This window comes from Actinoplanes sichuanensis, from assembly GCF_033097365.1.
Taxonomy (GTDB): domain Bacteria; phylum Actinomycetota; class Actinomycetes; order Mycobacteriales; family Micromonosporaceae; genus Actinoplanes; species Actinoplanes sichuanensis.
Window position 1 is genome coordinate 1493301 of record NZ_AP028461.1, and the last position, 14429, is coordinate 1507729.

At 70.2% G+C, this 14429-nt stretch carries 14 protein-coding genes; 5 read left to right on the forward strand and 9 right to left on the reverse strand.

All coding sequences use genetic code 11. The annotated features are described in order from the left end of the window. Positions 1–11: 11 nt before the first annotated feature. Complete coding sequence (locus Q0Z83_RS06550; RefSeq protein WP_317792891.1) at positions 12–3125, forward strand: BTAD domain-containing putative transcriptional regulator; 3114 nt, start codon at positions 12–14, stop codon at positions 3123–3125. On the opposite strand, the gene Q0Z83_RS06555 is transcribed toward Q0Z83_RS06550, so the two are convergent. The 4 genes from Q0Z83_RS06555 to Q0Z83_RS06570 are packed head-to-tail and all read right to left on the reverse strand — an operon-like array spanning position 3109 to position 6989. Next, positions 3109–3849 carry an ABC transporter permease gene (locus tag Q0Z83_RS06555; RefSeq protein ID WP_317792892.1) on the reverse strand — a complete coding sequence of 247 codons (741 nt, stop codon included), beginning with the start codon at positions 3847–3849 and terminating at the stop codon, positions 3109–3111. The genes Q0Z83_RS06550 and Q0Z83_RS06555 overlap by 17 nt on opposite strands. After that, the gene (locus Q0Z83_RS06560) at positions 3846–4781 is read right to left on the reverse strand and encodes an ATP-binding cassette domain-containing protein (RefSeq protein WP_317792893.1); all 936 of its coding nucleotides are present in this window, start codon (positions 4779–4781) and stop codon (positions 3846–3848) included. Before Q0Z83_RS06560 ends, Q0Z83_RS06555 begins: the two co-directional genes overlap by 4 nt. Positions 4782–4818: 37 nt before the next feature. Beyond that, positions 4819–5838: a zinc-dependent alcohol dehydrogenase gene (locus tag Q0Z83_RS06565; protein ID WP_317792894.1), complete on the reverse strand. Its 1020-nt coding sequence runs from the start codon at positions 5836–5838 to the stop codon at positions 4819–4821. Then, positions 5838–6989, reverse strand: coding sequence for an MFS transporter (locus tag Q0Z83_RS06570; protein ID WP_317792895.1), 1152 nt, complete (start codon positions 6987–6989; stop codon positions 5838–5840). The genes Q0Z83_RS06565 and Q0Z83_RS06570 overlap by 1 nt, the downstream gene beginning before the upstream one ends. Positions 6990–7324: 335 nt before the next feature. Here Q0Z83_RS06570 and Q0Z83_RS06575 point away from each other — a divergent pair, with 335 nt between their 5' ends. Next, positions 7325–7672: a phosphatase PAP2 family protein gene (locus Q0Z83_RS06575; RefSeq protein WP_317792896.1), complete on the forward strand. Its 348-nt coding sequence runs from the start codon at positions 7325–7327 to the stop codon at positions 7670–7672. A 79-nt stretch (positions 7673–7751) separates the two neighbouring features. Here the strand turns inward: Q0Z83_RS06575 and Q0Z83_RS06580 are convergent, their stop codons facing one another. Next, positions 7752–8510 carry a hypothetical protein gene (locus Q0Z83_RS06580; RefSeq protein ID WP_317792897.1) on the reverse strand — a complete coding sequence of 253 codons (759 nt, stop codon included), beginning with the start codon at positions 8508–8510 and terminating at the stop codon, positions 7752–7754. 49 nt (positions 8511–8559) lie between these two features. Between Q0Z83_RS06580 and Q0Z83_RS06585 the strand changes: the two genes are divergently transcribed. Continuing rightward, the gene (locus Q0Z83_RS06585; RefSeq protein ID WP_317792898.1) at positions 8560–9051 is read left to right on the forward strand and encodes a hypothetical protein; all 492 of its coding nucleotides are present in this window, start codon (positions 8560–8562) and stop codon (positions 9049–9051) included. Positions 9052–9114: 63 nt separating this feature from the next. On the opposite strand, the gene Q0Z83_RS06590 is transcribed toward Q0Z83_RS06585, so the two are convergent. Both Q0Z83_RS06590 and Q0Z83_RS06595 read right to left on the reverse strand, forming a co-directional pair. Next, positions 9115–10014 carry a hypothetical protein gene (locus Q0Z83_RS06590; RefSeq protein WP_317792899.1) on the reverse strand — a complete coding sequence of 300 codons (900 nt, stop codon included), beginning with the start codon at positions 10012–10014 and terminating at the stop codon, positions 9115–9117. A gap of 17 nt (positions 10015–10031) precedes the next feature. Next, positions 10032–11192, reverse strand: a complete 1161-nt coding sequence (locus Q0Z83_RS06595) for an alkaline phosphatase PhoX (protein WP_317792900.1) — start codon at positions 11190–11192, stop codon at positions 10032–10034. Between the two features lie 239 nt (positions 11193–11431). Between Q0Z83_RS06595 and Q0Z83_RS06600 the strand changes: the two genes are divergently transcribed. Further along, complete coding sequence (locus Q0Z83_RS06600; protein WP_378078485.1) at positions 11432–12274, forward strand: alpha/beta hydrolase family protein; 843 nt, start codon at positions 11432–11434, stop codon at positions 12272–12274. Here the strand turns inward: Q0Z83_RS06600 and Q0Z83_RS06605 are convergent. Both Q0Z83_RS06605 and Q0Z83_RS06610 read right to left on the reverse strand, forming a co-directional pair. After that, positions 12264–12800, reverse strand: a complete 537-nt coding sequence (locus Q0Z83_RS06605; RefSeq protein WP_317792901.1) for a QsdR family transcriptional regulator — start codon at positions 12798–12800, stop codon at positions 12264–12266. The genes Q0Z83_RS06600 and Q0Z83_RS06605 overlap by 11 nt on opposite strands. Positions 12801–12884: 84 nt before the next feature. After that, a complete protein-coding gene (locus Q0Z83_RS06610; RefSeq protein WP_317792902.1) occupies positions 12885–13340 on the reverse strand; it encodes a MarR family winged helix-turn-helix transcriptional regulator in 456 nt (151 codons plus the stop codon). Between the two features lie 72 nt (positions 13341–13412). Here Q0Z83_RS06610 and Q0Z83_RS06615 point away from each other — a divergent pair, with 72 nt between their 5' ends. Beyond that, a complete protein-coding gene (locus Q0Z83_RS06615) occupies positions 13413–14429 on the forward strand; it encodes an LLM class flavin-dependent oxidoreductase (protein WP_317792903.1) in 1017 nt (338 codons plus the stop codon).

The following is a 14429-nucleotide window of genomic DNA, read 5'->3' on the forward strand; positions in this document are numbered from 1 at the left end:
AAAATCGGCGCGTGCAGATCGGGATGCTGGGGCCGTTCGAGGTTCGCACGGATGCGGGCGTCCTCGTCGACGTGCCTGGTGCGCGGCTGCGTGGGCTGCTGGCCGCGCTCGCTCTGGAGCCCGGCCGGGCAGTCCCGAAAGCCGCGCTCGTCGATCGGATCTGGGGTGAGAATCCGCCCGCCGACGCCACGAACGCCCTGCACCGCCTGGTGTCCCGGCTGCGCAAGGTCCTGCCCGACGGCTCGATCGAGGGTCTGGCCGACGGATATCGCCTGACCGTCGAACCCGGTGCGGTCGACGCGGTGCGGTTCGAGCGGCTGCTCGCCGCGGGCCGGGCCCGCCCGTCCGACGATCCGGAGCGGCTGCCGTTGCTGCGCGAGGCCCTCGACCTGTGGCGGGGTGCCGCGCTCCAGGACGTGGAGTCGCCCGACGACGCGGTGGTCGTGCGACTGGCCGAGCTGCGGCTGACCGCCCTGGAGGAGCTTTTCGAGGCCGAACTCCGCGTCGGCCCCGGCGGCTTCGGGTCGGGTGGCGATGGGCCGGGCGTCGGCGACGGCGGGGATCTTGTCGTCGAGTTGAGTGGGCTGGTGGCTGAGCATCCGCTTCGGGAGCGGCTGGTGGCTGCTCTCATGCGCGCTCTGGTGGCTGCCGGGCGGGGTGGTGAGGCGCTTCGGGTGTATCAGCGGACCCGGGAGGCGCTCGCCGCCGAGCTGGGGGTCGATCCGTCGGCGGAGCTGGCCGCGCTGCACGTCGCTCTGCTGCGCGGGGACACCGGTGGCCGGGCGGAGACCCGCCGGACCAACCTGCGAGCCGAGCTGACCAGCTATGTCGGCAAGGGGGCTGATGTCGAGGCGGTTCGGGGACTGGTCACCGGGAATCGGCTCACCACCCTGATCGGGCCGGGCGGCACCGGGAAGACACGATTGGCCGCCGAGTCCGGGCGTACCCTCGTCGGGGAATTCGATGGTGGGGTCTGGCTCGTCGAACTGGCTGCACTCGGCGCCGGCGGGGATGTGGCCCAGGCGACCATCACCGGGCTCGGGTTGCGCGACGCGCTGCTCGGCGCCCCGCCGAACGCCGACGTGACCGATCGGATCATCGCCGCGATTCGTGACCGGGAGATGCTGCTGATCCTGGACAACTGTGAGCATGTGATCGAGCAGGCGGCGGAGTTCGCGCATCGGGTGCTCGGTGAGTGTGACCGACTGCGGATCATGGCGACCAGTCGGGAGCCACTCGGCATCACCGGCGAGACGCTGTGGCATGTCGAGCCGCTCGATCAGGCTTCGGCGATGCGTCTGCTGCGGGACCGGGCGGCCGCCGTCGGACGGGTCGATGACGGTGACACGGCGACACCGGCCCGTGTCTGCCGGGCGCTGGACGGGATGCCGCTGGCGATCGAGCTGGCCGCGGCCCGGCTGCGCACGATGACCCTCGATCAGCTCGCGCACCGGCTCGACGACAGGTTCCGGCTGCTCACCGGTGGCAGCCGCACCGCCCTGCCGCGGCATCGGACGCTCCGTGCCGTCGTCGACTGGAGCTGGGATCTGCTCACGGGCGAGGAGCGGACGGCACTGTGCCGGCTGTCGGTGTTCGCGGGTGGGGCGAGCCTGGAGGCGGCCGAACACGTGGGTGCCGGCCTCGACGTGCTCACCTCCCTCACCGAGAAGTCGTTACTGGTCAGCACCGGCGAGATAGTTGGTCAGGCGCCGCGCTATCGGATGCTCGGCACCATCCGGGAGTATGCGGGGCAGCGCCTCGCCGAGGCCGGGCAGACCGATTCGGCTCGGCGGGCGCATCTGGCGTACTTCACCGAGCTGGCCGAGACTGCCGAACCCCGGCTGCGCCGCGCCGACCAGCTGGAGTGGCTGGCCCGCTTGGAGACCGACCACGACAACATCGGTACGGCGATGCGGGGTGCGCTGTCCGCGGGCGAGACCGGGGCGGCGATGCGGCTCGCGGCGGGCGCCGGGTGGTACTGGTGGCTGAGCGGTCACAAGACCGAGGGCAACGAGCTGATCGCCGCCGCCCTGGCGCTGCCCGGCGAGGTGCCGGACCGGATCCGGGCCACCGTGTACGCGTTGATGAGCCTCTACGTGAACTCCGGCATGGGTGACGAGCATCAGGCCGCCGAGTGGATCCATCAGGCGTACCGGTTCAGTCGCGGGGTGGACGGCTCCCATCCGCTGATCGGGTTCGTGGAGCCGCTGGAACGTCTGCTGCAGGCGCCGGGCGAGGCCCTGTCCGCTTTCGAGCCGATGCTGGACGACGACGATCCGTGGGCCCGCGCCCTGGCCCGGCTGCACCTCGGGAAGATGCGGATCGTCCTCGGGCACGGCGGCCGCGAGGCGGACGACTACCTGGAGGCGGCGCTGGCCGAGTTCCGGGTGCTGGGGGAGCGGTTCGGGATCTCGTTCGCGCTGAGTGAGCTGGCCGAACGGATCGCCACCCGGGGCGGTTTCGGTCAGGCGTGCGAGTACTACGAAGGGGCCGTCGAGGTGCTGACGGAGGTCGGCTCGGCCGAGGACGTGATCCGGCGGCGAGGCCGGCAGGCGCAGCTGTACTGGCTGGCCGGCGACCGGGAGGCGAGCGCTGCCGCACTGGCCGAGGCGCAGCGGCTCGCCGAGCGGGTCACCTGGCCCGGAGCGCTGGCCGAGCTGGCGTTCGTCAAGGCGGAACTGGCCCGCTGGACCGGTGCCCGAGCCGAGGCGTACCGGCACGTCGACGCCGGGATCGCGCTGCTCGGCGCCGAGGCGGACTGGCCGAACATCCGGGCGAGCACCCACGACCTGCTCGGCTACCTGGCCGAGGATCCGGGCCGGTCCCGGACGGAGCGGGTGGCGGCGTACCGGGCGGCGATCGAGGCCGGACATCCGACTCTCATCGCGCGGGTGCTCGTCGGGGTCGCCGACCAGGCGCTGCGCGACGGTGATCACGCGCAGGCGGCCCGGCTGACGGCGGCGGCGGTGGCTGTACGCGGAATGGCCGATCGATCTCACCCGGATGCCGCGAGAATCGAGGAGACCGCACGCCGCAGCCTCGGCGAATCGGGATTCGCCGAGGCCACTCGGGAGGGCGCGACCGCCGACTGGCGAAAGCTGTCCGAGGTCACGCTCGCCGGTTGAAGGTGCGGATCGCCCACACATACCCGAGCAGGGCGATCCCCGCGCACCAGGCGACCGACGTGATCAGCGCGGTGGTGTCGGGCGTGCCGGCCAGCAGCGACCGCAGTGCCTCGATGATCGGCGTGAACGGCTGGTACTCGGCGAACTGCTCGACTCCGGTGCCCATCTTCTCGGCCGGGACGATCGCGCTACTGAAGAACGGCAGCATGACAAGCGGCACCGAGCCCAGACCGGCGGTCTCCGGCGACTTCGCGGACAGGCCGAGCGCGACCGTGAACCAGCCGACCGAGAAGCTGAGCAGCAGCGCCAGGCCGATCACCCCGAGCCAGCCGGTGAGCCCGGCCGGTGACCGGAAGCCCAGCGCGAACGCCACCCCGACGATCGCCGCGATCGCGATCACGTTGTTCAGCATGCTCGCCACGACGTGCCCGGTCAGCACCGCGCCGCGGGACACGTCCATGACCTTGAAGCGGTTGATGATGCCCTTGGTCATGTCCGAGTTCACCGCCGTCGCGGTGGCGCTGAGTCCATAGCAGACGGCCAGCAGGATCATGCCCGGTGTCGCGTAGTCCACGTAGTCGACGCCCACGTCGAACGCCCCGCCGATCACGTAGACGAACATCACCATGATCACGACCGGGAACAGGACCGAGTTGAACACCGCGGCCGGGTTGCGCAGCGTGTGCTTGAAGTTGCGGCGCAGCATGATCGTCGAGTCGCTCATCGGTTGCTCGCCTCCTCGGCGTGGTGGGGGCGGCCGGTCAGGGCCAGGAAGACGTCGTCGAGGTCGGGGGTGTGCACGGACAGTTCCTCGGCGTGGGCGCCGTGGTCGTCGAGCCGGTTGAGCAGGTCTCGCAGCGCCGCGGTGCCGCCGTCGCCGGGAACCCGCAGCGTCACGCCGTCCTCGTCGCGGGTCGCGCCCAGGAGGTCGGCCGCTGAGGAGGCTGAGGCGGCGTCGCCGAACCGGAGCCGGACGTGACTGCCCGGGATCTGCCGCTTCAGTTCGGCCGGGGTGCCCTGGGCGACCAGGCGGCCCTGGTCGAGGACGGCGATCCGGTCGGCGAGCTGGTCGGCCTCCTCCAGATACTGGGTGGTGAGGAAGATCGTCACCCCGCCGGCCACCAGGTCCCGGATGATGTCCCACATCGTGCGGCGGCTGCGCGGGTCCAGGCCGGTGGTCGGCTCGTCGAGGAAGATGATCTGTGGATCGCCGACCAGGGTCATCGCCAGGTCCAGCTTGCGGCGCATGCCCCCGGAGTAGGTGGCGACCGGCTTCTGCGCCGCCGCGGTCAGGTCGAACCGTTCCAGCAGGCCGGGGATCACCGCACTGTCGGCACGCTTCAGGTCCACCATCAGTTGCAGGTTCTCCTGCCCGGTCAGCAGGTCGTCCACCGCGGCGAACTGGCCTGTCACGCCGATGCGTGCCCGTACTCCCTTGGCGTTTCTGATCAGATCCTGACCGGCCACCCGAGCCGAACCGCCATCGGCTTGGATCAAGGTGGTCAGGATGTTGACCGTGGTGGTCTTGCCGGCCCCGTTCGGGCCGAGAAGGGAGAAGATCGTGCCGGCCGGAACATGCAGATCGATGCCGTCGAGCACGACCTTGGTCCCGTAGGCCTTGCGCAGGCCGGCGACTTCGATCGCGGAATCACTCATGCCGAGAAGACTGGCGGGCTGCGCTGACAGCCCTCTGTCACGCCTCTGACATGGCGCGGACAGGATCGATCAGCACCTTCGGCCCGGCACCGGCCGACCGTGGGCGGCGCCCGGTCAGCACGTCGGCGGCCTCCTCGAGGGAGACCGTCGCGGCCACCAACGGACGCGGGTCGACGGCCCCGGAGGCGAACGCGGCGATCGCCGGTGCCAGCCCCGCCGACGCACCCAGGATGCCGATCGCGGTCACGTCCTTGAGCACCGCGTCGCGGGTGTCGATGGTGCTCGGCGTGCCGGACAGTCCGATATAGACCACGCGGCGGCCCGGTTCGACGAGCTCGACCGCCAGGCCCGGCATCGACGGTGCGTTGGTGGCGTCGACCACCGCGTCCCACGGTGGCGACGGCAACGACTCGCGGGTCCAGACGTCGGTGAACCCGAGTGAGCGGGCGAACTCCAACTGCTGTCCGAGCAGGTGCACCTCGATGCCACGGGCCCGGGCCAACATCGCGGTGAGCAGGCCGATCGTGCCGGTGCCGAGGACCAGCAGCCGTTCCCCGGCCGACAGCGCGGCCGCGTCGACGCAGCGCTGTGCGTTGCCGGCCGGTTCGACGAGCGCACCCGCGGTGGCGTCCACGCCGTCCGGTAGGGCGTGCAGGTAGGCCGCCGGGAACACCAGCCGTTCGGCCAACGCGCCGGCCAGGCCGTCCCGGATGCCGAGCTCGTGCCGTTCCGGGCAGACGTGGTGACGGCCTCCCACACATCGGCGGCAGTGACCGCAACCGATCATCGTGTCGCCGGTCACCCGCCGGTCCAGCCAGGCGGTGTCCACGCCCGGGCCCAGCTCGCGGACGGTGCCCGACCACTCGTGCCCGGGACGCAGCGGATACGACGACACGCCGCTGTGCAGGTAGCTCATCTCGCCGGTGAACAGCTCCACATCGGTGCCGCAGACCCCGGCCCGAGCCACCTCGACGACCACCTGCCCCGGCCCCGCGATCGGCGTCGGAACCTGCCTGACCTCGGCCTTTCCAGGGCCGGTGAGCACCAGCGCGCGCATCAGGACCCCTTTCGCCCGGCCGCCGCGCCCGCCGCCGTCTGCAGCAGGCCCAGCCCGATGATCATGACGAGGGTAGCCTCCCAGGCCCCGGTGCGTTCGGCCAGCACACCCGCCGCCACCGGGCCCGCGGCGGCCAGCAGGTAACCCAACGACTGCGCCATCCCGGACAACCGGGTCGTCTCCGAGGGTGTCCGTCCGCCGAAACTGATCAGCGTGAGCGCGGCCACCAGCGAGGCGCCCTGGCCCAGACCGGCGATGGCCGCCCACAGCACGGTCAGGCCGGGCACGACCAGCAGGCCGATCGTGGCGACGACCACCGGCAGGCTGGCCGTGATCGCGCCGAGAGCGCGGGTCGCCGGATCGCGCAGCAGCAACGGAACCGCCAGCCCACCCAGAATCCCCATCCCCTGAAACAGGAACAGATGCAGACCAGCCGTTCGCTGTGACACCCCATGACTGATCTCGATCGTCGGAAGCCAGGTCACCAGGACGTAGAAGCAGGTGCTCTGCAAACCCATGAACGCGGTGATCAACCAGGCCCGGGGCTGCCGCCACACTTCCTTTCTAGTGTCTGGCCGGCTCTCCTCGAGCACCGGCGCCGGTCGGGCCCGCGGCGCCCAGACCAGTGCCACCACCAGTGCCAATACTCCCCAGACGGCCAGCGACAGCCGCCAGTCGACGGCATCCGCGATCGGGACCGCCACCGCCGACGCGGTGCTCGCCGCGATCGTGATGAACGCCGTGTAGAACCCGGTAGCCCGCGACACGTTCGCCGCGAAGTCACGCTTCACAATCGCCGGCACCAGCACGTTACCGACCGCGATTGCACATCCGATCACAACGGTGCCGGCCCACAGACCCGCCGTGCCCGTATACGACCGCGCCACGGTCGCCGCCGCCAGCACCAACAGCGCCAGCAGCACCGCGCGTTCCATCCCGACCCGCCCAGACAGCCGATGCACCTGCGGCGACACCAGCGCGAACGCCAGCAACGGCAGCGCACCGAGCAGCCCCTGCGCCGCCTCACCGAGCCCGACATCGGCACTGATCTGCGGAAGCAGCGGCCCCACCGCGGTGATCGCGGGCCGCAGACAGAGAGCGACGAGAAAGATCGTCGCAGCCGCTGACGCGGCCGGAAGTAAGCGCTTCACGCCCCCGAGCCTCTTACGCTCCGCTTCCCACGGTCAAGATCCCTTCTTCGGTACGGCCACCCGCCCCGATTCACGTAGGAGGCCCGTCACCCCGGCACCGTCCGCATGAATCCTCCGCGCCGATTCGCCCGCGTTCAGCAGGTGGCCGTGCGATCGTCCCCGCAGCGCCGGAAATCGGAAGATGTCGGGCACAGCCCGGATCCGGGATCGGGGATTTGCGATGATCGACTTCATGGCGACGTCAAGCACCGACCGGATCGCGGGCGCGGACCGGGCGGCTCGGTTGTTCACCGAGGTTCTGTCGCCGGCGGTGCTGGTGACCGCGAACCCTGCCGATGCTCGTCTGCCTCGGTTCGACCGCGTCCGGCACTCTCGCGCCGGCCGCGGTCGGTGCGCCCGGTGACCTGCTGGCCCTGATCGCCTGCATGGCCGCCGCCCTGCTGATCGCCACCCCGATCACCCTGCCGGCCCGCTGGAAGATCTCCATCCACTCCCTGGTCGCGGCCGGAACCGCGGTGACCTTCACCGTCGTCTTCGGCTGGGCGCTGCTGTTCACCTGGCCACTGGCCGCCGCCGTCGGCTGGTCCCGCGTGCATCTGCGCGACCACACCACCGCCCAGGTCCTGGCCGGGGCCCTGGTCGGAGCCTGCGCCACCGGGCTGCTGTACCCAGCCCTCCGCTGACCCCCGACTGGCGTGTTGGTCTTCACCGCCGGGCACCAGGGCTGTTGTGGGGTGGGACAGGTCTGACGGCCGGTTGGGGTCAGGCCAGGGTCAGCAGGTAGAGGACCGAGGGGACCGCCAACGTGAGGCCGGTCGCGGTCAGCCAGAGGACCCCGTTCAGGCCGGTGCGGGCGTCGCTTCGGCGGGAATCGATGGATTCGGTCCGGGAGTCGGTGGTGAAGACGGTCAGGCCGGATCGGTTGGGGAGCAGGCCCTCGTCGGTCACCCGGCCCATGGCGAAGACCGGCACGCCACGCGGAACCCGGACCTCGGTCAGGCGGAGACGTTCGGACTTGCGCAGACCGTCGATCACGTCGGTCGGGACGATCGGCGGCAGCGGGACCGGCTTGGCGCGGGTGTACACCAGTTCGGTGACCGTGTACGCCGGAGTGCCGGTCATGATCGGGTCGTAGAGGGCCCGCTTCGGTGACACCAGACGTGGGTCGACCGGGACACGATGGTGATGATCGGTGATCGTCGGCCAGGACGGTGACTCCGCCTCCAGGATCACGTCGTGGTCGGGGTCGTCGCCGGTGGCGAGCGCGCGGCTCGGCTCGCGCAGCAGGGACACCCGGTACCAGGTGCAGTCCTCGCCGGTGACCGGGGCGGTCTGACGACCGACGGCGCCGTATTCGGTGGCTCCCTCCATGGCGACCCGGCCTCGGGTGCCGACCGGTGACGGGCGTAGGCGGTTCAGGATCCAGAGAGCTCGAAGGTCGCCGAGGATGATCAGGACGAAGATTCCGGCCCCGGCCACGAGGAGAATGCCGAAGCAGAGCGCCACAGTCGCGACGGTCATCACGCTGTCACGATAGGAGGCCGTGGCGAGCGTCGATATCGTCCGAGGCGTGGATCTGGCCGAGGTCGAAAAGTTGGTGTCCGTCATCGATCTGGCGATCGAGCCGATCGCCACCCGCCCGGTGGGGCCCGACGAGTCGGGATTCGGCGATCCGCTGGTCGAGGCGGGGGTGGTCGACGAGGCTTCGGTGTCGCTGGGTTTCCTGCTCGACGCCTATGAGTCAGGTCCGGAAGCGGTCCGGGGCCAGGTCAGAGCTATTTTTCGAAAATATCCGTATTTCGCGTGGGCCGCGGCGGAGAAATCCCCTGTCGGAGACGCGGTCCGGCGGCAGATCGTTCATCTGTCCGCATTGGATCAAGGGAACGACGCTCGGGACTTGATCGTTGCGCTCGATGATCTCGTCCGGCGGGCTCGGGGCGACGGTATTGACGTCGAATCGATCCTGCTGGAGGTGGCCGGGATGTCCGCCGCCGAGGACCGGATGGGTATGGGCTCGACTCGCGAAATCTTGCTCCGAGCGGCCGGAGTTCCGCTGGAGTAAGGGCCGGAACGGATGCCCGAGCACGGGAATGCGTGAGGGCTGAAGTGACGGGCCGGAGGTCGGTCAGGAGCGGGGGCCGGCGGTGAGGGCCGGGGTGAGGTCGTACGAGATCGGCGCGCGGCCGGGCAACTGCAGCACCCGCCGCGACCCGGTGCCACGGAGAATCGGCAGCGGTGTGACCGGCTGGTAGTCCTCGATCGCGCCCCACTGGGAGTGGATCGTTTCCAGCATCCGCTCGTTGGCCTGCGTGCAGTCCTCGGGGAAGGTCCAGATGTCGACCGGGTGCCGGCTGTCGGCGCCGGGCTGTGGATCCTCGATGTGTCGAACCGTGCCGTCTGCGCGGAACTGGAGGGCGCCGCCTTGTGGCAGCCCGGCCCAGGCATCGGTGGTCGCCGAGTATTCCGGTGTCTCCAGCTGGACGAGGACCTCCCCGGTGCCGACCCAGCTGAGTGACTCCTCACCGGGTGCGAGATCGGGCGCGAGACGGGGTGCGAACTCGGGCGCGAGATGAGGCGTGAACTCGGGCGCGAGATCGGGTGCGAACTCGGGCGGGAGATGGGGTGCAAGATCGGGTTCCCGATCAGGCGCGAGATGGAGGGCGAGCCCGGGTGCGGGCGGGGATGCGGGCGCGGGTACGAGCGCGATCCCGTGCTCGGCCGCCACGTCGCCGAGGCTGATCAGCGGGTGTCGCAACCAGCGGTCGAGATGTTCGCGTTCCGGCGGGCGAGGCACCCAGGGGTGGATCCATTGGCGCGCGTCCTGCCGTACGAACTGATCGGGATCTTGATCGGCGATGGCCGTGAGGCGGGCCACGTCCGCGGGGTCGGCGACCGCCTCCTCCGCGATGCGGTTGAGGCGGTCGACCAGGGTGTTCCACCTGCGGGGTCCGGGGCTCGCGGTCCAGTCGTGCCGCCAGGCGGCCAGTTGCCGCCAGCCGTCCAGCAGTTCCGCGACCCGGTCCATCCGCCGAGCATATGCTCTTATGTCCGGAAAGGCCCGGTGATGCAGTAGGTGATGCCGCCGGAGGACGCTCCACTCGTGCCCCGCTGCGACGAGAAGTAGAGGCGGTTGCCGGCCGGAGTGAACGCCGGCCCGCACAGTTCCGACGAACCCTGCCCGGTGACCCGCAGGAACACCGAGATCCTGTCGTCCGGCGTGATCATGCAGATCTCCATGTTGCCGCCGTCCTCGGCGACATAGAGATCGCCGTACGACGACCCGGTCACGTTGTCGACGCCGGTGAGCGGCGCACTGCCCGAGGTGATCAGGTTGTCGTCGTACGCCAGCTCGTACGTGCCGGTCAGGAGGTTGACCTGCCACACCCGATTGTCGCCCTTGGTGGTGAACCAGACGGTGTCGTTGGCGTAGTGGCAGCCCTCGCCGCCGTTGAACGACTTCGATCCGGACACCTGGCTGCGGACGGCTGTGGGGGAGCCGTCCGGGTCGGGCACGTTCGCCCAGGTGAACGACCCCGAGGTGCCGCTGCCGGCGACGAACACCTGAAGCGTGCCGGCGGACAGGTCGCCCCAGGTGGTCGGCACGAACCGGTAGAAGCGGCCGTTCGTCTCGTCCTCGGTCAGGTAGATCACCTTGCGAACCGGGTCGGCGGCGGCCGCCTCGTGCTTGAACCGGCCCATCGCGGGCCGGGCCACCGCCGTACCGCCGAGGGGGTAGGTCTCCCAGACCCTGCCGAGGCTCACCTCTTCGCAGCTCAGCCAGGTGTTCCACGGGGTCTTGCCGCCCGCGCAGTTCTGGTTGGTGCCGGAGAGGATGCGCGACGCGCCGACGATCGCGCCGGTCGAGTCGAACAGGATCCGGGACGCGCCGCCACCGGCGGACGAGCTGACCTCGGAGTTGGAGACGTAGACCCAGCCGGAGCCGTTCGGGATGACCGCGCCGCCGTCGGGCGCGTCGTGCCAGACGTACGACGTACCGGGCACGGTCTGCCGGGAGCGGGCGATCACGGTGCTGGTGAATCCGGCCGGAAGCTGGATGCCGTTGGCGTCGGCGGCCTGGAGCGCGCCGTACGGGCCGGTGGCGTTCTGGGCCGGCGCGGCGTACGCGGCCGACCAGGCGGTGAAGGGCAGGGCCAGGCCACCGGCGCCGGCCATCGTGGTGCGCAGAAGAGTTCGCCGATCCATGGGCCGGAACGTATTTGCCCATTGAGGACGGTTGATGAACGGTAGGCGTCGGATCGCTGACTATCAATCTTCGTCCGTTTCGGGCGCTTTATCGCTCGGTGCCCGGACTCCCGTCTCAGCATTCTCCGATCCGTTGTTGATGCTCTGCCGGCGGGCCAAGAATTGTGCCGGTAAACGTTTCACACAGTGGGGAGAGAGAAGTGGGCAAGGTAATTCCAAAGTTATTCGGAATCGCCGCCGTGGTCGCTCTCGGTGGTGCCGGAATCACGCTGATCCCGGATGCCGACGCGGCCACCGCGTCGTTCGCGAAGGGCCCGGCGCCGAGCAACGCGAGCATCGAGGCGGTACGCGGCCCGTTCGCGATCGCCGAGTCGACGGTGTCCCGCGCGTCGGTGTCCGGCTTCGGCGGCGGGGACATCTACGCGCCGACCGACACCGGCGCCGGCACCTTCGGGGCGGTGGTCATCGCACCGGGCTTCACCGCCCGCAAGTCGAGCATGGCCTGGCTGGCTCCACGACTCGCGTCGCAGGGCTTCGTGGTCTTCAACATCGACACGCTGACCACCTCGGACCAGCCGGCCAGCCGTGGCCGTCAGCTGCTCGCGGCGGCCGACTTCCTGACCCAGCGCAGCAGCGTACGGACCCGGGTCGACGCCGCACGCGTCGCGGTGATCGGGCACTCGATGGGTGGCGGCGGTGCGCTGGAGGCCGCGCAGAGCCGACCCGCGCTGCAGGCCGCGATCCCGTTGACGCCGTGGAACCTGACCAAATCGTTCAGCCGGGTGAGCGTGCCGACGATGGTGATCGGCGCCGAGGCGGACACCATCGCCCCGGTGCGCAGCCACGCGCAGCCGTTCTTCCAGAGCCTGCCGTCGGCACCGGGCAAGGCGTTCCTGGAGCTCAACGGGGCCAGCCACTTCGCGCCGAACACGCCGAACACCACGATCGCGAAGTTCAGCATCTCCTGGCTCAAGGTGTTCGTCGACGACGACACCCGTTACCGGCAGTTCGTGTGTCCCGGGCCGGGCACCGGCGCGGCGGTGCAGGAGTACCGCGCGACCTGTGACCAGTTCAGTCAGTGAGCAGCGCTCGCAGGGCGGGCTCGGCGGCTTCGAAGGCGATCGGGCCGCTGCCCAGTAGCGGGCCGTAGAGCACCCCCTCCAGGGTGCGCAGGTAGAGGGCGGCGCGGCGGCGCAGGTCCGCCGGGTCGCCCTCGATCCCGGACTCCACGAAGATCCGCAGCTGGGCGTCGATCGCGTGTTGTCGCACCTCGGCCGCCGCGGTGAACAACACCCGGGCCGCGGTCTGCGGCTCGGCGTCGACGAACGTGCGCATCTGTTGGGCCGAGTCGAGCAGCTCGGTGAAGATCCGGGACACCGCGATCACCCGGTCCGGGCCGGTCCCGTCGGCCTCCTCGCCGGCCTCCGCGATCAGGATCTTCGCGATCGCCCAGAACACCTCGCCGAGTAACGCGTCGCGACTGCCGACCGCCCGGTAGAGCGTCGCCCGGCTGATCGCCAACTCCGCGGCGAGCAGGTCCATGTCGATGGTGGAATGTTGCAGATAATGGTGTGCCGCGCCCCGCAGAAGTACCTCCGGGGCGATCACGCGCCGCGCCGTGGGAATGGCTATTCTCCTCCCCCGAGAAATGCATCCTGGCCGTAGTGGATACGTTTCCCGGGGCGTTCCGGTTCAACGGTCCGGAAGATGATCTCGTAACGCCCCGGAAATCAGCGCCACGGCGTCCAGTTGGTCCGGAGTGAGCGCGTCGACGAACAGCTCGCGAACGGCGGTCAGATGGGGCACGGTCGCCGAGTGGAACGCCGTCGAACCGGCGTCCTCGAGGACCACGAACGCGCCCCGGCTGTCGCCGCTGAACCCCTCCCGTCGGATCAGATCGCGCCGCTCCATCCGGCCCAGGTGGTGCGACAGCCGGCTGCGCTCCCAGCCGATCGCGGCGGCCAGGTCTGAGGGGCGCAGCCGGGTCTGCGGGGCCTCGCTCAGGGCGAGCAGCACCGTGTAGTCGCCGGGGGAGAGTCCGGTCTCGGTCTGCAGGCGCCCGGCGACCACGCCCCGCAAGGCCTCGACGGTCTCGATGAAGTCCCGCCAGACCCGCAACTCGGCGGATGTCGGAAGTCTCCTGGGCATAAACCTCGGCCCTCCACTGTTTGACGTGTCGATCAGCCTAGTTGACACGTCAATCAGTATGGAGGAAGCGTCATGATCCTCGGCCTCGACACCTTCGGTGACGTCCCGGTCGACGACGCCGGGCAGCCGATCTCGCAGGCGGCCGCGATCCGGCAGGTCGTCGCCGAGGCGGTCCTCGCCGACCAGCTCGGCGTCGACGCGATCGCGCTCGGTGAGCACCACCGCCCGGAGTACTCGATCTCCACCCCGGAGACCGTCCTGGCGGGGATCGCCGGTGTCACCGAGCGGATCAGGCTCGGCTCCGGCGTCACGGTGCTCAGCTCCGACGACCCGGTCCGGGTCTTCCAGCGGTTCGCCACGGTCGACGCGCTCTCCAACGGGCGGGCCGAGGTGATCCTCGGTCGGGGCTCGTTCACCGAGTCGTTCCCGCTGTTCGGCTACGACATGGCCGACTATGCGCGGCTGTTCGAGGAGAAGCTCGACCTGTTCGTGAAGCTGCTCGACGAGAAACCGGTCACCTGGTCCGGCCGGACCAGGGCCGCGCTCACCGACGCCGACGTCTATCCCAAGACCGAGAGCGGGCGGCTGGCCACCTGGGTCGGGGTCGGCGGTTCCCCGGAATCAGTGGTCCGCGCCGCCCGACACGGCCTGCCGCTGATGCTCGCCATCATCGGTGGCCCGGCGGCCCGGTTCGCGCCCTACATCGACCTCTATCGGCGGGCCGCCGACCAGCTCGGCACCGTCGCCCACCCGGTCGGCATGCACTCGCCGGGTTTCGTGGCCGACACCGACGACGAGGCCAAGGAGCTGTACTACCCGGCGTACAAGATCCAGCGGGACCGGATCGGGGCGCTGCGTGGCTGGCCGCCGCTCACCCGGGCCGAGTTCGACCACGAGGTGGAGGACGGGTCGCTGTACGTCGGTGCCTCGGAGACGGTGGCCCGCAAGATGGCGGCGGCGATCCGGACGCTCGGCGTGGGGCGGTTCGACCTGATCTACACCGCGGGGGCGCAGTCGGTGAGTGCCCGTACCCGCGCGGTCGAGCTGTTTGGGGCGAAGGTCGCCCCGATGGTCCGGGAGCTGTTGTAG